This is a genomic window from Enterovirga aerilata (assembly GCF_013044135.1).
GTDB classification, from domain to species: Bacteria; Pseudomonadota; Alphaproteobacteria; order Rhizobiales; family Beijerinckiaceae; genus Enterovirga; species Enterovirga aerilata.
Window position 1 is genome coordinate 250,885 of record NZ_JABEPP010000007.1, and the last position, 18,925, is coordinate 269,809.

The 18,925-nt window shown below is 71.0% G+C and carries 17 protein-coding genes; 13 read left to right on the forward strand and 4 right to left on the reverse strand.

Annotated features, from left to right (window positions below; translation table 11 throughout):
• Positions 1-13: 13 nt before the first annotated feature.
• A complete protein-coding gene (gene nhaA / locus HJG44_RS22735) occupies positions 14-1,246 on the forward strand; it encodes a Na+/H+ antiporter NhaA (RefSeq protein WP_430395091.1) in 1,233 nt (410 codons plus the stop codon).
• Positions 1,247-1,682: 436 nt separating this feature from the next.
• Positions 1,683-2,051 (forward strand): hypothetical protein, encoded by a 369-nt coding sequence (locus tag HJG44_RS22740; RefSeq protein ID WP_171220681.1) that lies wholly within the window; start codon positions 1,683-1,685, stop codon positions 2,049-2,051.
• A 63-nt stretch (positions 2,052-2,114) separates the two neighbouring features.
• Here the strand turns inward: HJG44_RS22740 and HJG44_RS22745 are convergent, their stop codons facing one another.
• A complete protein-coding gene (locus HJG44_RS22745; protein ID WP_171220682.1) occupies positions 2,115-2,579 on the reverse strand; it encodes a c-type cytochrome in 465 nt (154 codons plus the stop codon).
• A complete protein-coding gene (locus HJG44_RS22750; protein WP_171220683.1) occupies positions 2,576-3,520 on the reverse strand; it encodes a cytochrome c oxidase assembly protein in 945 nt (314 codons plus the stop codon). The genes HJG44_RS22745 and HJG44_RS22750 overlap by 4 nt, the downstream gene beginning before the upstream one ends.
• Positions 3,521-3,541: 21 nt before the next feature.
• Between HJG44_RS22750 and coxB the strand changes: the two genes are divergently transcribed.
• The 6 genes from coxB (at position 3,542) to HJG44_RS22780 (ending at position 9,967) form a co-directional block, all read left to right on the forward strand.
• Positions 3,542-4,576 carry a cytochrome c oxidase subunit II gene (gene coxB / locus HJG44_RS22755; RefSeq protein WP_171220684.1) on the forward strand — a complete coding sequence of 345 codons (1,035 nt, stop codon included), beginning with the start codon at positions 3,542-3,544 and terminating at the stop codon, positions 4,574-4,576.
• Positions 4,573-7,134: a cbb3-type cytochrome c oxidase subunit I gene (locus HJG44_RS22760; RefSeq protein WP_171220685.1), complete on the forward strand. Its 2,562-nt coding sequence runs from the start codon at positions 4,573-4,575 to the stop codon at positions 7,132-7,134. Before coxB ends, HJG44_RS22760 begins: the two co-directional genes overlap by 4 nt.
• A 2-nt stretch (positions 7,135-7,136) precedes the next feature.
• The gene (locus tag HJG44_RS22765; protein ID WP_171220686.1) at positions 7,137-7,490 is read left to right on the forward strand and encodes a hypothetical protein; all 354 of its coding nucleotides are present in this window, start codon (positions 7,137-7,139) and stop codon (positions 7,488-7,490) included.
• Positions 7,491-7,573: 83 nt separating this feature from the next.
• Positions 7,574-8,206 (forward strand): CopM family metallochaperone, encoded by a 633-nt coding sequence (copM, locus tag HJG44_RS22770; protein ID WP_171220687.1) that lies wholly within the window; start codon positions 7,574-7,576, stop codon positions 8,204-8,206.
• Between the two features lie 280 nt (positions 8,207-8,486).
• Positions 8,487-8,747, forward strand: a complete 261-nt coding sequence (locus tag HJG44_RS22775; RefSeq protein ID WP_171220688.1) for a DUF768 domain-containing protein — start codon at positions 8,487-8,489, stop codon at positions 8,745-8,747.
• Between the two features lie 26 nt (positions 8,748-8,773).
• Positions 8,774-9,967, forward strand: a complete 1,194-nt coding sequence (locus HJG44_RS22780) for a diaminopropionate ammonia-lyase (RefSeq protein WP_171220689.1) — start codon at positions 8,774-8,776, stop codon at positions 9,965-9,967.
• 12 nt (positions 9,968-9,979) lie between these two features.
• Here HJG44_RS22780 and HJG44_RS22785 read toward each other — a convergent pair whose 3' ends face one another.
• Both HJG44_RS22785 and HJG44_RS22790 read right to left on the reverse strand, forming a co-directional pair.
• Positions 9,980-11,257 (reverse strand): cytochrome P450, encoded by a 1,278-nt coding sequence (locus HJG44_RS22785; RefSeq protein WP_171220690.1) that lies wholly within the window; start codon positions 11,255-11,257, stop codon positions 9,980-9,982.
• 51 nt (positions 11,258-11,308) lie between these two features.
• Positions 11,309-12,508 (reverse strand): ABC transporter substrate-binding protein, encoded by a 1,200-nt coding sequence (locus HJG44_RS22790; protein WP_171220691.1) that lies wholly within the window; start codon positions 12,506-12,508, stop codon positions 11,309-11,311.
• Between the two features lie 177 nt (positions 12,509-12,685).
• On the opposite strand from HJG44_RS22790, the gene HJG44_RS22795 reads away from it, so the two are divergent.
• From HJG44_RS22795 to HJG44_RS22815, 5 genes are all read left to right on the forward strand, one after another.
• Positions 12,686-14,227 (forward strand): acetolactate synthase large subunit, encoded by a 1,542-nt coding sequence (locus HJG44_RS22795; protein ID WP_210261308.1) that lies wholly within the window; start codon positions 12,686-12,688, stop codon positions 14,225-14,227.
• 433 nt (positions 14,228-14,660) lie between these two features.
• Complete coding sequence (locus HJG44_RS22800; RefSeq protein ID WP_246736432.1) at positions 14,661-16,217, forward strand: porin; 1,557 nt, start codon at positions 14,661-14,663, stop codon at positions 16,215-16,217.
• Between the two features lie 143 nt (positions 16,218-16,360).
• Entirely contained in the window at positions 16,361-16,840 is a 480-nt protein-coding gene (locus HJG44_RS22805) for a hypothetical protein (RefSeq protein ID WP_171220693.1), read from the forward strand.
• A 30-nt stretch (positions 16,841-16,870) separates the two neighbouring features.
• A complete protein-coding gene (locus HJG44_RS22810; RefSeq protein WP_171220694.1) occupies positions 16,871-18,613 on the forward strand; it encodes an OmpA family protein in 1,743 nt (580 codons plus the stop codon).
• Positions 18,610-18,924, forward strand: coding sequence for a hypothetical protein (locus tag HJG44_RS22815; RefSeq protein WP_171220695.1), 315 nt, complete (start codon positions 18,610-18,612; stop codon positions 18,922-18,924). The genes HJG44_RS22810 and HJG44_RS22815 overlap by 4 nt, the downstream gene beginning before the upstream one ends.
• Position 18,925 lies beyond the last annotated feature (1 nt).

An 18,925-nucleotide genomic window follows, 5' to 3' on the forward strand; every position in this document is an offset into this window, starting at 1 on the left:
GTCGGAGGAACTGTTGACCCTCGTTCAGGACCGCCCGCCCGCGCCACGGCCCGTCTCGCTCATGCGAGCGTTTCTCGACAACACGGCCTCGGGCGGGCTGGCGCTGATGGCGGCCGCGGCGCTGGCGCTCGCCGTCGCCAATTCACCCCTCGCGCCAGCCTACTTCTCCGGCTTGCAAACCTATTTCGGCCCGCTCAGCGTCCAGCACTGGATCAATGACGCTCTGATGGCGGTGTTCTTCCTGCTGGTCGGGATGGAGATCAAGCGCGAGATCCTGGACGGCCAGCTATCGACCTGGGGTAGGCGCATCCTGCCGGGCATCGCCGCCGCGGGCGGCATGCTCGTCCCGGCGCTCATCTTCGTCGCGTTCAACTGGCACGATCCGAAGACCCTGCGGGGCTGGGCCATCCCGTCCGCCACCGATATCGCCTTCGCGCTCGGGGTCATCGCGCTTCTCGGCTCCCGCGTGCCGACCTCGCTCAAGGTCTTCCTCACGGCGCTCGCCATCATCGACGACCTGGGCGCAGTCGCCATCATCGCGGTGTTCTACACGGGCGACCTGAACGGGACGGCGTTCGGCGGCGCGGCCGTCACGCTTGCGGTGCTCGCCGGCATGAACCGGCTCGGGATCCTCCGCCTCCTGCCCTATCTGGTGCTCGGCTCCGTCCTCTGGCTGCTGGTGCTTCGGTCCGGCGTCCACGCCACCGTCGCCGGAGTTCTGCTGGCGCTGACGATCCCTTTGCGTACCTCGCGTGGGCGTCCGGACGACATGGCGAACTCGCCGCTCCACCGGCTGGAGCACGCCCTACACCCCTGGGTGACCTTCGCGATCGTCCCGCTCTTCGGCTTCGCCAATGCCGGCGTCTCTTTCGCCGGTCTCACGGTCGACAAGGTCACCGACCACCTCACGCTCGGGGTGGCGCTTGGCCTGCTTGTCGGAAAGCTCGTGGGTGTCTTCGGCAGCGCGTTCCTGACGATACGGCTCGGCTTCGCCGACGTGCCGATGGGTGCGGGCAAGATGCAGCTCCTCGGCGTATCGCTCCTGTGCGGGATCGGGTTCACCATGAGCCTGTTCATCGGGATGCTGGCCTTCGCGAACGACCCCGTGCTCCAGGATGAGGTGAAGATCGGGATCCTCGGCGGGTCCCTGCTCTCCGGCCTGCTCGGCTGGGCCGTTCTCAGGGTTGCCCCGCGCGAGATCCCGCCTCCTCCGGCGCGCAACCGACGGGAGGTCCCGGCGGCCTGAACGCGCGAGCCTGCGGCCTGAGCAGGCAGGCGATCATCGGGAACTACTGAGCTCGGGTCGGCGAACTCGGGCCTTCGTCCGAAGTTGATGGTCCGGTCAGTTCGAGTTGCGTCCCATGGCCGATCGCCGCTGTTCCGTCTTGCTGGCACTGCTCGCAGGAAGCCTTCTTGCCGATCCCGCGCCCGGTCGGGCTGAGACATGGTCCGGCTCGCCGCAGCCGCAGGATCCGTTCCGGGCCGAGGCAGCGGTTCCGGCCGGTGCTTCGCTGACGGCGCGGCCGCATCTTCAGGGTAGTGCTGCCATCCTCCCCCCGTGGCAGGCTGCGGATCTGCTGAAGGAGCGGGCCGAGCCGACCAGCACGGCTTCAGTTCGGCCGGCCCGCACCACGCCGAAGCGGATTGCCCCAGAACAGGCCGGCCGCGCCCCCCGCGAGCCGGTGCGTGTCCCACGATTTCCGGTCGGCGTCTGGGCGCCGGCCGAGGCGGATTGCGCCACGCTCGACGAGTCCGGATATCTCCCGCTCCTGGTCGGTTCGACGAAGGCCGCGGCTGGCGGGGCGACCTGCCGGTACAAGTCCACAGAGCCGGACGGACGCGTGTGGCGGGTGACCGCCGTCTGCTCGGACGGGAGTGGGACCTGGACGGCGCATGTCGGTCTCGAAGAGGCGGCAGGAAGGCTGCGCTGGACGAGCGAGCGTGGCACTGTCCTCTACCGCCGTTGCCCGGGAGAGCCGTCGAGCCTGAAAGGCGCCGGGGTGGGTCCGGGCCCGGCAGGCGATGTTCCTGGACGGGTGACGAAGGGCTAACTCGTCCCTGCTGCAGCTCGGATGTGCGGGTGACGGCGCGTTTCGCACGCCCCGGATCCGGCTCTATTCGCCCGCGAAGGGGCCGCGCCCGGGTAGCGCAAGAGGGCGGGGCACCGCGTCCGGGTTGAGCCCGGAAGCCGGCGGCTCTGTGCGCGCCCTGTCCGCACCGATCGTGTACAGGAAGGCCGCGACGTCCCGTGCCTCCGGCTCGGTCAGTCCGACCGCCGGCATTCCCGTGCGCGGCAGCATCGCGGGCGGGTCGAGGAGCCAGGGCACGAGGTTGCGAGGCGTGTTCGCCGCGATGCCGGCGAGCAGCGCGCGCCCGCTCCAGCCCTCCAGCGAGGGCCCGACCGTTCCGCGCGCGCCCGGGACGCCGGGCACGAGGTGACAGGCTCCGCATCCGTAGCTGAGCACGAGGGCTCGCCCGCGTTCCGGATCCGAGCCGGGAATGGCCAGATGCTCGGGCGGGGAGGGCGCGTCGCACCCGGCGAGCGGGACCAGAAGCACGGCGAGCGCGGCGCGCCTCATGGGACGGTCCGCCGCGCGGGAGCGAGATCAGGCTCGCCGGAGACGAGACGGCCCGCCAGGAGGAGGCCGGCCGCCAGATAGGCGGCGCCGGCCGGGACCCACATGATCGCGCCGGCAAGCTGCTGGTCCTCGAGCGGCGTCATTCCCCAGAGCGGAGCCCAGAAGGTCGAGTCCGGATAGATCGGCTCCGGGCTGAGCCCGATCAGCGCCGACAGGAACCCGCCATGGACGAGCGTGGCAAGCGCGGCCGCCATCCCGCCGATTGCCGCGCGGGGGGTCGCGGCCGCCGCGATCAGCGCCCGCCAGAAGAGGAGCGCCGTTCCGAAGAAGCAGGCATGCTCGAAGGCGTGCATCCAGTCGTCCGCGCGTCCGAGCTCGAACGCGGTGGGCGTGTGCCAGATCCAGAGCGCCGCGCCATGGAGAAGGGTGGCCGGCGCCGGGCGGGAGAGAAGGTCGAGCGCGGCGTAGAGGCGGCGCGCCGGGCGGCTCTGCAGCAGAGGCGCACGGAGCCCGGAGGGCAGCCCCGCCGCCCAGGCGAGGTGCGGGCGGCCGAGCACGAGCAGCGGCGGCGCCGCCGCGACCAGGAGCACGTGCTGGACCATGTGGGCGGAGAGAATCGTCTCCGAGACGGCGTCCACCGGCGAGACCAGCGCGACGAAAAGCAGAAACTCGCCCATGAGAAATGAGACGACGCGCCAGCCCGGCAGCGCGGCCGGCAGGCCGCCATGCCGCCGGCGCCAGACCGACAGCCCGCGGCCATAAAGCCAGTGCGCGGCGAGGAGCGGCACCAGGACGAGCGGGTCGAGGCTCCAGAACGCCCAGGCGTCTCCCGGCGGGATCGGCGCGAAGCCATGCGCCGCGGCGGTTGCGGCCGAGGCGGCCAGGAGCGCGGCCGCAAGGGCGGGGACGGCGCCGCGGTTGCGCTTGTCGCTCGCAGACATCCCGCTTACGGCTACAGGAGAATGACCCGCCATTCGACTCCCCCCGCGAGGGACCCGGTCGAGACGGGCCACCGCGGTGGCGCGGCTCAGCTCGCCTGCCTGGGCCTCGCCGCGGCAGCGCTCGGCGGCTGCAACGCGGTGCAATCGGCGCTGCACCCGGCCGGGGACGATGCCGCCCTGCTCCTGTCGCTCACCTGGCTGATGAGCGTCGGCGGGGGCGCGATCTTCGTCCTCGTCATGGTGCTGCTCGCCCTCGCGATCTGGGTGAGGCCCCCCTGGCTCCGGCGGCGCTCGACGGTGGTCGCTCTCGGCATCGTGTTCCCGACGACGGTCCTGACGCTCCTGCTGGGCTACGGCCTCCTCGTTCTGCGCTCCACCAACGCGCCCGCTTCCGGCGACGCCCTCACGATCGAGATCACGGGCGAGCAGTACTGGTGGCGGGTGCGCTACCCGGCCGACGGGGACCGCCCGGGTTTCGCGACCGCGAACGAGGTCCAGGTGCCGGTCGGCCGGCCGGTCCGCCTCGTCCTCGATGCGGCCGACGTGATCCATTCGGTCTGGATCCCGAGCTTCGCGGGCAAGATGGACATGATCCCGGGCCGGCGCACCCTCATGCAGTTCACGCCCGAGCGGCCCGGGACCTATCGCGGGATCTGCGCGGAGTTCTGCGGCGAGCAGCATGCCCGGATGATGTTCGACGTGGTCGCCCTGCCGCCGGCCGAGTTCGACGCCTGGCGCGAAGCCCAGGCCCGGGCCGCGACCGAACCCGCATCCGACTTCCTGCGCCGGGGCAGGGAGATCTTCGCCCGCAGCGGCTGCGGCTCCTGCCATGCCGTGCGGGGCGCGGGCTTTTCGGGCGAGCTCGGGCCGGACCTGACGCATGTCGGCAGCCGCCGCTCGATCGGCGCCGGGCTGTTCCCGAACAATGCCGGCACGCTCGGCGGCTGGATCGCGGACGTGCAGGGGCTGAAGCCCGGGGCGCGCATGCCGTCCTACGGCTCCCTGGCGGGCGAGGAACTGCGTGCCCTGGCCGGCTATCTGGAGCAGCTCAAGTGAACGCGCCGCCGCCACGGGACAGCTTCGAGGCCGCTCCACCCGGCCTGCCCAATCCGCTGCCGCGACCGGAGAACGAGTTCGCCGATCTCGAGCGGGCCTGGAAGCCGCCGCGCGGCATCGCCTTCCTGACCGAGACCAACAACAACTTCGTCGGCCTCTGGTATGTCGGCACGGCGCTGTTCTTCTTCATCGCGGCCGGGATCATGGCGCTGCTGATGCGGGCCCAGCTCGCCCGGCCCGAGAACAGCCTCGTCGGCCACGAGACCTACAACCAGCTCTTCACCATGCACGGCACGGTGATGATGTTCCTGTTCGCGGTGCCGGCCGTCGAGGCGGCGTCCGTCTACCTCCTGCCGAACATCCAGGCCGCGCGCGACCTGCCCTTCCCGCGGCTCTCGGCCTACGCGTTCTGGGCCTATTTCTTCGGCGGCCTGTTCTTCCTGTCGAGCCTGTTCCAGGGCGTCGCGCCGAATACCGGCTGGTTCATGTATCCGCCGCTCACCTCCACGGAGTTCTCGCCGGGCGTCAACGCCGATTACTGGCTGCTCGGCATCGGCTTCATCGAGATCTCGGCCATCGCGGGCGCGATCGAGATCATCGTGGGCGTGATGAAGACGCGCGCGGTCGGGATGAGCCTGAACAAGCTCCCCGTCTATTCCTGGGCCATGCTGGTCTTCGCCGTGATGATCGTGATCGGCTTTCCGGCGATCATCCTCGGCACGATCCTGCTCGAGCTCGAGCGCGCCTTCGACTGGCCGTTCTTCATCGCGGCGCGGGGCGGCGATTCGCTGCTCTGGCAGCACCTGTTCTGGTTCTTCGGCCATCCGGAGGTCTACATCATCTTCCTGCCGGCCGCCGGCATGGTCTCGATGATCGTGCCGAGCGTCGCCCAGACGCCGCTCGTCGGCTATCGGCTGGTCGTGCTGGCGCTGATCGCGACCGGGTTCCTGTCCTTCGGCCTGTGGGTGCACCACATGTTCACGACGGGGCTGCCGAAGATGAGCCTCGGCTTCTTCTCGGCCGCGAGCGCCGCGGTCGCGATCCCGTCCGGCATCCAGGTCTTCGCCTGGATCGCGACCATCGCGTCGGGCCGGATGAAGCTGACCACGCCCGCGCTCTTCATCATCGGCTTCCTGTTCATCTTCACGCTCGGCGGACTGACGGGCGTGATGGTCGCGGTCGCGCCCTTCGACTGGGTGGCGCACGACACCTATTTCGTCGTCGCCCATCTTCACTACGTGCTGATCGGCGGGATGGTGTTCCCGCTCTTCTCCGCCCTCTACTACTGGGTGCCGGTCGCCTCGAAGCGGCAGCTTTCCGAGAGGTGGGGCCGCTGGGTCTTCGGCCTGATGTTCGCGGGCATGAACATCGCCTTCTTCCCGATGCACATCGCCGGCCTGATCGGCATGCCGCGGCGGGTCTATACCTACCAGCCCGGCCTCGGGCTCGACCCGTACAACCTCGTCTCGACGCTCGGCGCCTTCATGTTCGCGGCGGGGGTGGCGCTGTTCCTCCTCGACATGCTGCGCAACTTCCGGCCGGGCGGGGAGAATGCCGGCAATGTCTGGCGCGCCCCGACCCTCGAATGGCTGCCGAACGGCAACTACAACACGCGCTCGGTGCCCTGGATCGCGAGCCGCGATCCGCTCTGGGACCAGCCCAACCTGCCGCGCGAGGTCGAGCAGGGGCGCTGGTACCTGCCGGGGACGGTGACCGGCCGTCGCGAGGCGCTGGTCACCAGCCCCATCGAGGCGCGCCCGCAATACATCCTCGTCGTGCCGGGCCCCGGCTGGGCGCATGTGCTGGCGGCGGCCTTCACGGCGGCGTTCTTCGCGCTGCTCACCGTGAAGGCGAACTACCTGGCCCTCGCCTGCGGCGTGGCCGGGATCGCGTGCGTCATGTGGTGGCTCTGGCAGCTCGATCCGGGGCCGCTCGCGCCCCCGGCCGATATCGGCGGCGGCGTCGTCCTGCCGACCTACGCGACCGGCCCGGGCAGCCATTCCTGGTGGGCGATGGCCGTGCTCATGGTCGTCTGCGGCATGATCTATACCTGCCTCGTCTTCTCCTACCTGTTCCTCTGGCTCGTGAACCCGACGGCCTGGCCGCCCGCCGGAGTGTCGATGGCGCCGGGCTGGGCCGGGCTCGCGGGCATCGGGCTCTACGCCCTGTCCTCCCTCCTGATATGGCTCGCCTATCGCCGGCTCGGCGGACCGGACCATCGGCCCCTCGTCGTCCCAGTCCTTCTCGCGGCGGCGCTCGTCCCGGCTCTCGCGGCTGGAGCGCTGGGCCTCTGGGCCGAGCTGTCGGTCGGGCTCGACCCGAAGGGCTCCGCCTACGGCGCCGCCGTCACGACCATGCTGGCGATGCAGCTTCTCTTCGTCGGCATCGTCGTGCTCATGGCCGGCTTCACGCTCGCGCGCTGGTGGGCCGGCAAGATCGACCGGGTGCGCCGCTCGATCTTCGACAACGTCAGCCTGTTCTGGCACTACACGACCGGGCAAGGGATCGTGGCGCTCGTCGTGATCCACGGCTTCCCTCGCCTCGCGGGAGGCCTCTAGAGGTGGAGCGCCACCGGCCCACGCTGCGCCTGCTGGAGGCCACGGGCGGCTTCCTGGCCTGGGGCGCCCAGTTCGCGATTCTCTACATGGCCGTCTCCGTCGCCTGCGCCCGCGGCTGGGGCAGCGCGAAGCTTCTCGGCCTGCCTGCGCTCCCGGCCGTGATCGTGCTCTCCACCCTCGCCGCCCTCGCGGCCGCGGCCGCCCTGCTCCTCCTCGGCCTGAAGCGGCGAAAGGACACGGGGCTCACCGCGAGCCAGGACTTCCTGAACAACGTCACGATCCTGGTGAGCGCGCTCTCGCTGGTGGCGATCGTCTACAACGCGCTCCCGGGCCTCCTGCTGCCGAGTTGCTCCTGACGCTCAGGCCGCTTGACCTTCCGGCGGTGGGAAGGGGCAGGGTCCCGCCATCCCGGCTTCGAAGCCGGCCTGGAAGGACAGGCATGAAGATCGTTACCCTCCTGGCGGCCGCCCTCGGGCTTGCGGTCGCGAGCTCCGCCTCCGCGCAGCACGGCGGCCATGGCGGCCACGCCCATCATGGCGAGCAGGTGGGACAGGCAAGCCACGGCGGCCATGCGGCCCATGCCGGCGGCAAGCATGGCGGCGGCACCAAGGGCGATGGCGCCAAGGCGGGGGCCAAGACCAGCCGCGCCGACGCATCGCATGCGAAGCCGAAGGCCGCCGCTCCCGCCGAGACGGCTTCGACCCGCGAATTCAGGGAGGCGCACGCGAAGATGATGCGCGGCATGGAACTGCCCTTCACGGGAGACCCGGACATCGATTTCCGCGTCCACATGATCCCCCACCACCAGGGCGCGATCGACATGGCCCGGGTGGCGATGCGGCACGCCAGGGATCCCTGGACGCGCCAGCTCGCCGAGGCCGTGATCGTGGAGCAGCAGCGGGAGATCGCCGAGATGCAGGCCTGGCTCGCCAAGCGCGGCGTCGCGGCGCCCGCCGGCGGGCAGCCGCGCCACCTCCTCGGGGCGGGCTCGTACCGCACCCTGCACGAGGAAGCCGGCACGCGCGGCGAGGCCCGCGGCCAATCCTGGGCGCCGGGCCCGGGCATCCGTTAGCCGGAGGCGGGCGCCTGGGCGTGACCCAGAGAGCCGTTTCGGCGGCTCTCGGCAATTCCAGGGCTGCCTCGTCGAGGAAGGGCGCGGGACGGATGGCGGCTGGCTCGACCGCAAGGGCCTGCCGCCGGCCAACCGCCCGAGCGAGGAGAGCGACGGGGCCGGCCGCCGGGCTGAGGCCTCCTCATCTCCGCCGGGATCACAGGATCCGGGGATCCTCCGATTCCTGTCGCGCTCGCCCGCCCGCCGCGTCATTGTAGCCCGGACAGCGCGGGAGACGCCGATGAGCGAGCGAGGAGCCGAATTCCTGATCCGTTGGGTCGAGCGCAACATCAACCCGGAGGAATATCCGGCCATCGGGGACAGGGCGCTCGCCGAGGTGAAGGCCGGACAATGTCTCGCGGAGGCCGAGGCGGCCGGCCTCACGCGCCGGGAGCTCGAGGCGGAGGTGGGTCCGCTCGCCGAGTTCATCAACCTGCGCATGTCGACCCCGCCGGACCCGGAGGGGCGCTGGGCGCCGGAGGCGCCGCCGCTCCTGCACTGAGCCGGGCAGGGCGGAGCGTCCCGGCCATGCTGATCCGGAACCTGCACGCGGAATACGGCGCGCCGCTCGATCCGCGCGACGCGGACATGCTCTCCGTCGCCGGCGCGGATGCCGTCGGGCGCTTTCTCGCGCGGCACCCGGAACATGGCCCGACCCCGCTCGTCCCGCTTCCGGGGCTGGCGCGCGAGCTCGGCGTCGCCGACATCCTCGTCAAGGACGAGGGGCAGCGTCTCGGGCTCGGCAGCTTCAAGGCGCTGGGCGGCGCCTATGCCGTCGCGCGCCTCGCGCTGGAGGAAGCCGGCCGCGCGCTCGGCCGCGACGTGCCGCTCGAGGATCTGGACCGGCCGGAGGTGCGCGCGGTCGTCGCCGGCCTGACCTTCGGGTGCGCGACGGACGGCAATCACGGCCGGTCGGTGGCCTGGGGCGCCCGACTCGTCGGTGCCGCATCCGCGATCTTCGTCCATGGCGGCGTGAGCGACGAGCGCGTATCCGCCATCGCCCGATACGGCGCCCGGACGGTCCGGGTGCCGGGAACCTACGACGACTCGGTCGCGGAAGCCGCGCGGGTCTGCGCCGAGAAGGGCTGGATCGTCGTCTCGGATACGTCCTGGGAGGGCTACGAGCGCGTCCCCGGCTTGGTGATGCAGGGCTATACGGCGATCGTCCGCGAGGCGCTGCGGCAGATGCCGGAGCCGCCGACCCACGTCTTCATCCAGGCTGGCGTCGGCGGCGTCGCGGCGTCGCTCGCCGGCCATTTCGCGCTCCTCCTGGGGGAGGGCCGCCCGGCGCTCACCGTCGTGGAGCCGGCGCGGGCCGCCTGCATCTTCGAGACGGCGAGAGCCGGGCACCCGGTCGGGGTGTCCCGCCGCGAGCCGACCGTCATGGCGATGCTGGAATGCTACGAGCCGTCGCCGCTCGCCTGGCGGGTGCTGTCGCGCGCGGCCGACGCCTTCATGACGGTGGAGGACGAGGACGCCGTGCGGGCCATGAGGCGCCTCGCGCGGCCGGTTGCCGGCGATCCCGCGATCGTCGCGGGGGAGAGCGGCTGCGCCGGGCTCGCCGGCCTCATGCGGGCGGCGGCCGAGCCGTCATGGCGCAAGGAGATCGGTCTCGGGCCGGGCTCGCGCGTCTTCCTGGTCAATACGGAGGGCGCGACCGATCCGGCGCTCTACCGCAGGCTCACCGGCCTCCACGCGGCCGAAGTGGCGCGGGCGGGGTGAGAGGCGGCCGGCTCAGCCGCGGAGGCGCACGGGAAGGCTGGCGAAGCCCCTGAAGCGCACGCGCTGCGAGCGGACCGGTGCGCCCGCCGGCGCGTAATCCGGGAACCGCCCGAGAAAGCGCTGGATCGCGACCCGGCCCTCGAGCCGCGCCACCGCCATGCCGACGCATTGGTGGATGCCGCTCGCGAAGGCGAGGTGGCGGTTCGGCTGGCGGGCGACGTCGAACCGGTCGGGTTCCGGGAACTGCCCGGGGTCGCGGTTGGCTGCCCCGATGCAGATCGTGATCTGGGTGCCGGCCGGGAAGCTCTCGCCGCCGAGCTCGACCTCGCAGGTCGTGGCGCGGTTGCCGAGCTGGTTCGAGCTCTCGTAGCGCAGCATCTCCTCCACCGCGGTGCGGATCAGGTCCGGGTTCGCGAGGAGCCGGGCGCGCTCGCCCGGGTGCTCGATCAGGAGCTGAAGGCCGTTGCCGATCAGGTTCGTGGTCGTCTCGTGCCCGGCATTCAGGATGAAGATGCAGTTCTGCAGGAGCTCCCTCTCCGAGAGACGCTCGCCGTCGGCCTCGCCGGCGATGAGCCGGGTGAGGATGTCCTTCTCCGGATCTCCGGGGTGCCGGCGCCGGTCGGCGACCAGCCGCTCGAGATAGGCGAGGAACTCGACGACGGCCCGGTTGCCGGGATCCAGCCGGGCGGGATCCGAGCCGGGCTCGAGCGCGCCGAGGATCGCGAGCGACCAGCCGCGGAGCGGGCCGCGCTCGTCATGCGGGACGCCGAGCAGGTTGCCGATCACCTCCACGGGGATCGCCGCGGCGAAGTCCTCGACGAGGTCGACGGTCTCGCGCGCCTCCATGGCGTCGAGCAGCCTGTCGACCAGGGTCACCACGCCCGGCTCCATGGCCATCACGGCGCGCGGCGTGAGCGCGCCGGCGATGATCCGGCGCACGCGCGTGTGCAGCGGCGGGTCGTTGAAGACGAGGCTGGTGGTGTGGTGCTCGAAGAGCGGCGAGGGGCCGAACTTCTGCCCGAACTCGACGACCTTGTCGGACGAGAACGTCTTCGGGTCCTTGTAGATCCGCTCGACATCCGCATAGCGCGTCACGAAGAGCCGCCCGCCCGAGAGGCGGTGGATCGGGTCGTGATCCCGCAGCGCCGCGTAGACGGGGTACGGGTCCTCGTGGAAGCCGGGCGGCAGGTGCTCCAGGTCGAAGGAGCGGGCGAGTTCTTTGCCGTCATGGGCGGGCCTCGCCCGGTCATCCACACGGGGAACGATCTCGTGCAAACCGGAGCTTCCCATCACGTGCTCGCTCGTGGATGGCCGGGCCAGGCCCGGCCATGACGATGGCATCTAGCCCGGGCTCGAATTCGCGCAGGCCGGGTTCATCGGCAGGAAGGCCTCCGCGGCCGGGATCGTGCGCATCGCCTCGTAGTAGTCCCAGGGGCCCTTCGACTGGGCCGGCGTCTTCACCCGGTAGAGAACGGGATCGTAGAGGTGGCGGCCGTCCGCCCGGATCCGCGTCTGCGCGCCGAAGAAGGCGACGGGAAGATCGCGCATCGCCTTGTTGGCGGCGACCGCTTCGTCGGTCCCGGCCTTGTCGATGGCTTTCAGATAATGAAGCGTCGCCGTGTAGATGAGCGCGTGGTTCTTGGTCGGCATGATGCCGACCGCCTCCCGGAACCTGTTCGCGAAGGCGCGCGTGGCCTCGTTCTGGTCCCAGTAGAAGGCTTCGGAGAAGGTCAGGTTCTGCGCCACCGGCAGCCCGAGCGCGTGGATGTCCGTGACGTAGACCAGGAAGCCCGTCATCGTCTGCTTGCCCGTCATCAGGCCGAACTCGTTCGCCTGCTTGATCGCCTTCGTGAAGTCGTCCCCGACGGCCGCGAAGCCGACCACGTCCGCCCCGGAGGACTGCGCCTGCAGGAGGAAGGACGAGTAGTCGGCGTTGTTGATCGGGAAGCGCGAGGTGCCCACCACCTTGCCGCCGAGCGCGGTCACGACGTCGCTCGCCTGCTTCTGCAGCGCGTGCCCGAATGCGTGGTCGACCGTGATGAAGTACCAGTTCTTGCCGCCGCGCTCGAAGACGGCCCGGGCGGTGCCGGCCGTGAGCGCGTTGGTGTCGTCCGTCCAATGCGTGCTGACGGAGGAGCAGGTCTTCGCGGTGAGGTCCGACGTGGCCGCCGCCGTGATCATGACGGTGCGGCTCTTCTCCTTGGCGACCTGCTGCACGGCGAGCGCGATGGCCGTGACCGGCAGGTCGAGTACGGCGTCGACCCGCTCCGTGTCGAACCAGCGGCGTGCGATGGTGGAGGCGATATCCGGCTTGTTCTGGTGGTCGGCCGAGACGATCTCGATCTTCTTGCCCCTGACCGTACCGCCGAAATCCTTGACCGCCATCTCGGCCGCGACGACCGAGCCCTTGCCGCCCGAATCCGCATAGGGCCCGGACAGATCCGTCAGGATGCCGATCCGGACGGCATCGTCCGAGATCTGCGCCGCCGCCGGCCCGGCGATCGCAAGGCCGATGGCGGCCAGGATGGCGGTGCCTCTCATGCGCGTGTCCTCCGTGGCGCCGTCTGCCCGGTTCTCCGGCGCGGCGCTCTCGCCCTAGATGATCGCAAAGCCCGGCGCCTGCCAAGCGCGAACCCCAGCTGCGCCGGCCCGGGTGGACATGCGCCCTCCCGCCGGTCAGGAACCCTGCGGGACAGCTTCGGGATGGAACGGATGTCGATGAACGGTGCCGAGAGCCTCGTCCGCACGCTGGTTGCGGGCGGGGTGGATGTGTCATTCACCAATCCCGGCACCTCCGAGATGCATTTCGTGGCGGCGCTCGACCGGGTCGAGGGCATGCGCTGCGTGCTCTTCCTCTTCGAGGGCGGTGCGACGGGCGCCGCCGACGGCTATGCCCGCATGGCCGACAAGCCGGCCTCGACGCTCCTCCATCTCGGCCCGGGGCTCGGCAACGGCCTCGCCAACCTGCACAACGCCCGCCGCGCCCGCTCGCCGGTCGTCAACATCGTCGGCGAGCACGCGACATACCATCGGCGCTACGACGCGCCGCTGACCTCCGACATCGAGTCGATCGCGCGTCCCGTCTCGGCCTGGGTGAGGACCTGCGAGGATTCCCGCGCTGTTGCGCAGGAGGGCGCGGCTGCCATCGCGGCCGCCCGCGCCGCCCCGGGCGGCGTCGCGACCCTGATCCTCCCGGCCGATACCGCCTGGGGGGAGGGCGGCGAGGTGGCCGCCGTCCCGGCCCTGCCGGAGCGGGCGAAGGCCGACGAGGCGGCGATCCGGGCCGCCGCGGACGCGCTGCGCTCCGGCGAGCCGGCCGTGCTGTTCCTCGGCGACCGCACCCTGCGGCGGGAGGGGCTCGACCTCGCGGCGCGGATCGCCGCTGCGACCGGAGCGCGGCTGATGGCGCAGGTTGCGAACGCCCGGATCGAGCGCGGGGCCGGGCGCCACCCCATCGACAGGCTGCCCTACCCGGTGGACGCCGCGGTCGACCGGCTCGCCGGCACGAGGCACCTGATCGTCGTCGGGACGACGCCGCCCGTCGCCTTCTTCGCCTATCCGGGGAAGCCGAGCGAGCTGCAGCCGCGGGACTGCGCCGTGCAGGTGCTCGCCGATCCATCCATGGACCAGACGGACGCGCTGGAGCGCCTGGCCGATCTCGTCGGGGCTCCGAAGGCCGCGCCAGTTCCGAGCGGAGCCAAGCCGGAAGCCCCGACGGGCCCGCTCAACGCCGACACGGTCGGGCTGGCGCTCGGCGCGCTGATGCCCGAAGGCGCGATCGTCTGCGACGAGTCGATCACGACCGGGCGCAATTTCTTTCCCGCCAGCCGCTTCGCCGCCCCGCACGACTGGCTGCAGCTCTCGGGCGGCTCCATCGGCCTCGGCATCCCGATGGCGACGGGCGCCGCGATCGCCTGTCCGGACCGCAAGGTGATCAACATCCAGGCCGACGGGAGCGGACTCTACACCGCACAGGCTCTCTGGACGCAGGCGCGCGAGAACCTCGACGTCCTCACCCTGATCTGGGCGAATCGCTCCTACGCGATCCTGAAAGCCGAGCTTGCCAATGTCGGAGCGAATCCCGGCCGGAAGGCGCTGGACATGCTCACCCTCGACCAGCCGCCGATCGACTGGGTGAGCCTGGCGCGGGGCTTCGGCGTCGAGGCGCGACGCGTGGAGGATCTGGATTCGTTCCTGGCCGCGTTCCGCGCCGGGCTGAGCCGCCGCGGGCCGTTCCTGATCGAGGTCACACTCGGCTGAAACCTTCCGGAAACCTTGCTCCGGGTCTCGACCAGTCATTTTTCCTTAAGTTTTAGGACGGTTTGGCGCGATTCCGAGCGATCGGCGCCCGCCAATTCGTTGCGATTGTGCAACATAGCTTTTCAAAGCCCGCTCCGTGCAGTTTGGAAGCGCTCAGATTGGTTGAACGCTCGGGCCGCCTCGATCATGGTGATTGTGCGGCGGGGGGGCACCTCCCAACGCGACCTGACCAAGCTTGATGCGGGCTACCGCGATGGGGGTCGGGCCACTGGGGATGCGGGAAGCGAGTTCAAGGCCCCCTCGGGGCCGAGGCAAGCGGCCAAACCCCGAGGATCTAACTTTGGAGAGCAGAATGAAGCTCGTTAAGAGCCTTCTCCTCGGGTCTGCAGCAGGTCTCTGCGCGGTTGCCGGGGCACAGGCGGCTGACCTTCCCATGAGGAAGGCTGCGCCGGTTGAGTACGTTCGGGTCTGCACGGCGCACGGCGCAGGCTTCTTCTACATTCCGGGTACCGACACCTGCCTTCGGGTCGGCGGTCGCGCCCGCTTCGAGTATCAGTACACCCAGCAGAACACCCGTAACTCGAGCGTGTCCGGCTATCGCGGTCTCGGCCGTCTGAACATCGACGCCCGCACCTCGACCCCCTACGGCACGCTGCGCGCCTTCGTCCGCTTCGAGATCGCCTCCCGGACCGGCGGCTACCTGAAGTCGGGCACCCAGGAGCGCTACTTCAACGCGTTCCCGGGCTTCGGTCCCGACACGACCCGCGAGGGTCAGAAGTACGTCGACATCGACAAGGCGTTCGTCCAGTTCGCCGGCATCACGGCCGGTCGCGCCCAGTCGTTCTTCGACTTCTACGCGGGCGACGTCGAGTTCTTCGGCGCGGGCATCTACTCGAACGCCAACACCAACCTCCTCGCCTATACGGCGACGTTCGGTGGCGGCTTCTCGGCCACGATCTCGATGGAAGATCCGGTCTACCGTCGTAACCCGATCTTCTCGCAGGCTTCGACCGGCCCGGTCGGCCTTACCGCCGGCAATGCGCCGCAGGCGCAGGGCGGCGTGAACTTCGTCTCCGGCGCGATTCCGCTGGCCTTCGTCGGAAACGCCTTCATCCCCGGCACGACGATCCCGACCTCGGCGATCGCCCTCGACGTCGGTCAGCGTGGCTATCTCCCGGACTTCGTCGGCGCGCTGCGTTACGACGGCGCCTGGGGTTCGGCGCAGGCCATGGCTGCGGTTCACGAGATCCGGACCGGCGCCTATACGGGCGGTGCGTTCTCTCCGATCGTCGGCGGTGCTGGCGTTGCGGGCGCGGCTCCGATCCCCGATGCGGCCTACGGCTTCGCGGTCGGCGGCGGCGTGAAGGTGAACCTGCCGATGCTGGCGCCGGGCGACCAGATCTGGCTGCAGGGCGCGTATGCGCAGGGCGCCGGGTCGTACACCGGTGTCTTCAACCCGCCGGGCCAGGAGCTCAACGCTTCGGGCATCACCAACCGGTTCACGGTCAATCAGGTCGACGCCGTCATCGACAACCAGGGCCGTCTGAACCTAACGGAGTCCTGGTCGGTGATGGCCGCGCTGCTCCACTACTGGACTCCCGAGTGGCGTTCGGCGGTGTTCGGCACCTACGGCCAGGTCAACTATGACCCGCGGCTCCGGACGATTGCCGGCGGCCCGGCCGGAATCACGACCACCTTCACGGCTGCGGGCGCGCCTGCAGCGACCAGCCTGGCCGTCAACCCGAACAGCTCGGTCCTCTCGAGCTACGATATCTTCTACGGTGGCGGTAACCTGATCTGGTCGCCGGTCCGTGATCTCGATATCGGTGTCGAGGTGATCTACCAGCGCATCTGGCTGCCCCGTACCGTCGCGGACGCGAACCGCGGTGGCACGGCTGCGGTGAGCGGCGTCGGCATCGGCGGCACCGGTCGTGGGACGTCGTTCGACGACAACATCATGGCCCGCCTGCGCGTGCAGCGCGACTTCTGATCCCCGCAACAGCGGAGATTGCGAGCCCCGGCCGAAAGGCCGGGGCTTCGTCGTTTCTGGGAGGCGGCGCGGGCACGAAACCCAGAAGCGCCGCAATCGGGCGGCAAGCAGGTTCCGGCCTCTTCCTTCACGACCGGAACGAGATGACGTTCGACGCCGATTCGCCGGCTGCGGGTCCCGATGCGGGTGATGCGCTCCACGCGGCGCAGCCGCGGGGGCGCGAATGCGGCTCCTGCACCCTGTGCTGCAAGACGATGTCGGTCCGGGAGATCGAGAAGCCCAACAACGTGTGGTGCCGGCATGTCCGCAACCACACCTCCTGCGAGATCTACGAGACGCGCCCCCATTCGTGCCGGGTCTTCAACTGCCTCTGGCTGCGCGGCGTCGGCACGGATGCGATGCGGCCGGACCGCTCGCGCGTCGTGCTGGTCGAGGCCGAGGACGAGGCCGGCGGGCCGAAGGGCGTTGCGGCGATTCTCGACCCCAGCCGGCCGCTCGCCTGGCAGGAGCCGCAGATGCGCGTTTTTCTGGAGCAGATCCGGGACCGCTACGGCGCTGTCGGGATGGCGCTCGGGACCCGCAAGCGCGTGTTCCGCGCCGGCCAGCCGCTGCAGACTCCCTGATCCGGACCAGAGGGACTGCACCTGGCCCCGATGTCGCGATTCCGCCCGGATGTCTGGCTCCTCGGTTTGCCTCTCGCCGCCGCGATCTGGGCGGGAGCGGTCTGGCGCATCGCGCCCGAGATCGAAGCCGATCTGCGCGCGCGAGTTCAGGTGGAGGCCGCCCCGGACGGCGGCGGCGCGCTGACCGGCTCCGGGGCGCGCGTTGAGGTCGAAGGGCGCGATCTCACCGTGACGACCGACGCGCCGCTCGGAGACGATGCGCTCGCGCAAGCACAGCGGCTGCCCGAGCGCATCGCAGGGCTGCGCGGGCCGGTCCTGCGCATCCTGCCGCCCGCTTCGGTGCGGCCATTCACCTTCACCGTCGCGCACGAGCGCCAGGCGCTGGTTCTCTCCGGCTTCGTGCCCCCAGGGCCGCTGCGGGCCGAACTGCTGGACGAGGCGCGGCGCGGTGGCGCCTCCGTCCGTGACGAGCTGCGCTCGGCACTCGGAGCGCCCCCCGGCTTCGAGGAGGCGGCGCGGCTCCTCGTCCGTGCCGCGGCCAGGCTCGACAGCGGCTCGGGCTCGCTGACCGACCGCGATCTCAGCCTTGTCGGTGCGGCGCGCAACTCGGCCGGTTATCGCGAGGTCTCGGCGGCCGCGAAGGCGCTGCCGTCCGGCTTCAGGGCCGCCGCTTTCGACATTCTGCCGCCGCTCGTCCGCCCCTATCGCTGGTCTGCGACGCGGGAGGGCGGACGGATCCTCCTTGCCGGGTTCGTGCCGTCCGAGGCGGTGCGGCGGACGCTTCTGGAGTTCGGGCGCGCCAGCGCGCCGGATGCAGCTCTCGAGGATCGCATGGATACCGCGCGCGGAGTCGAAGCGGGCCTCGATTTCGAGGCGGTGGCCAAACGCGTCCTCGCGACCGTCGGGCAGCTCGAATCCGGCCGGGCCGAGCTGAACGGGCGGGCGCTGACCCTCGAGGGACGGCTCGCCGCGCGCGATCTCCTCGATTCGCTCGGGGCCGAGCTCCGGACCGCCAGGCTGCCGGGCGTCGAGCTCGGGCGCATCGAGCTTCAGCCGGTCGTTCCGCGTCCCTATCGGCTGACCGCCCGCCGGGCAGAGGGGCGCCTGCGGCTTGCAGGCTTCGTCGCCGACGAGGCGGAGCGCGCCGCGCTGCGCGAGCTCGTGCAGCGCCGCTTTCCCGTCGATTCCGTGCAGGACGACCTGCACCTCGCGGAGGGCGCGCCGGAGGGGCTCCTCGCCGCGGCCCGGCTGGGTCTGGAACGGTTGTCGAGCCTCGCGGAAGGCGAGGCGGTCATCGAGGACCGCAAGCTGCGGCTCGCAGGCCGCACGCTCTATCCGGAACTCGCACGGCGCATCGAGGGCGAGTTCGGCCGCAGCCTTCCGGCAGGCTGGACAGGCGAGGCGGAGGTCGGCGCCGCGCCGCACCGGCCGCTCGACCCGGATTTCTGCGGCGATCTCGTCGCCGATTCGGTGCGGGCGGAGCCTGTCCGGTTCGAGCCGGGGAAGGCGGAACTCGCCCCGGCGGCCCGCAAGGCGGTCGCCCGTATCGCCGACGTCATGCGCCGCTGCGGAACCGCCCGCCTCGTCGTGGTGAGCGCGGTCGACGGCGCGGGAGATCCCGAGCCCGCCCGCGCTCTCGCCGAAAGGCGCGCTGGCGAGGTGGTCGCCGCCCTTGGCGAGCGCGGCATCAAGGCCGCGGCCCGGATCGACGCCGCGAAAGCGGCCGAGGCGGGCCAGGCTTCCGAGCGGATCGGCTTCGAGGTGCAGCCATGATCGAGGCGCTTCGCGCGGTCCTGCTGCCGCTGTGGCCGGCCCTCGCGGCGGCCGCCATCCTCGGGCTCCCTTTCGGGCTGGTGGGCTGGCGGGAGAGGCCGGCCGGGTTCTGGGGCCGGCTCGGGCTCATTCTCGCCGTTCTCGGGCTCGCGGGCGCGGCGGCGCTCGCGGCGACGGGCCGTGTTCCCGGCAGGCCGGGCTTGTGGCTGGAGATCGCGCTCGCGGTGACATTCGCCTATCTGGCGGGCTGCGTCCTCGGGGCGCTCGCAGGCTCGTTCCGGCGGCGGCGCGGGGCCGATCCCGCAGCCTGAA

What these genes read in the sequence shown, in the direction of transcription:
- HJG44_RS22745 (WP_171220682.1), bottom strand. Translation starts at nt 2,579, where the DNA reads ATGAGGCGCGCCGCGCTCGCCGTGCTTCTGGTCCCGCTCGCCGGGTGC.
- HJG44_RS22750 (WP_171220683.1), bottom strand. Translation starts at nt 3,520, where the DNA reads ATGTCTGCGAGCGACAAGCGCAACCGCGGCGCCGTCCCCGCCCTTGCG.
- coxB (WP_171220684.1), top strand. Translation starts at nt 3,542, where the DNA reads ATGACCCGCCATTCGACTCCCCCCGCGAGGGACCCGGTCGAGACGGGC.
- copM (WP_171220687.1), top strand. Translation starts at nt 7,574, where the DNA reads ATGAAGATCGTTACCCTCCTGGCGGCCGCCCTCGGGCTTGCGGTCGCG.
- HJG44_RS22775 (WP_171220688.1), top strand. Translation starts at nt 8,487, where the DNA reads ATGAGCGAGCGAGGAGCCGAATTCCTGATCCGTTGGGTCGAGCGCAAC.
- HJG44_RS22780 (WP_171220689.1), top strand. Translation starts at nt 8,774, where the DNA reads ATGCTGATCCGGAACCTGCACGCGGAATACGGCGCGCCGCTCGATCCG.
- HJG44_RS22785 (WP_171220690.1), bottom strand. Translation starts at nt 11,257, where the DNA reads ATGGGAAGCTCCGGTTTGCACGAGATCGTTCCCCGTGTGGATGACCGG.
- HJG44_RS22790 (WP_171220691.1), bottom strand. Translation starts at nt 12,508, where the DNA reads ATGAGAGGCACCGCCATCCTGGCCGCCATCGGCCTTGCGATCGCCGGG.
- HJG44_RS22795 (WP_210261308.1), top strand. Translation starts at nt 12,686, where the DNA reads ATGAACGGTGCCGAGAGCCTCGTCCGCACGCTGGTTGCGGGCGGGGTG.
- HJG44_RS22800 (WP_246736432.1), top strand. Translation starts at nt 14,661, where the DNA reads ATGAGGAAGGCTGCGCCGGTTGAGTACGTTCGGGTCTGCACGGCGCAC.
- HJG44_RS22805 (WP_171220693.1), top strand. Translation starts at nt 16,361, where the DNA reads ATGACGTTCGACGCCGATTCGCCGGCTGCGGGTCCCGATGCGGGTGAT.
- HJG44_RS22810 (WP_171220694.1), top strand. Translation starts at nt 16,871, where the DNA reads ATGTCGCGATTCCGCCCGGATGTCTGGCTCCTCGGTTTGCCTCTCGCC.
- HJG44_RS22815 (WP_171220695.1), top strand. Translation starts at nt 18,610, where the DNA reads ATGATCGAGGCGCTTCGCGCGGTCCTGCTGCCGCTGTGGCCGGCCCTC.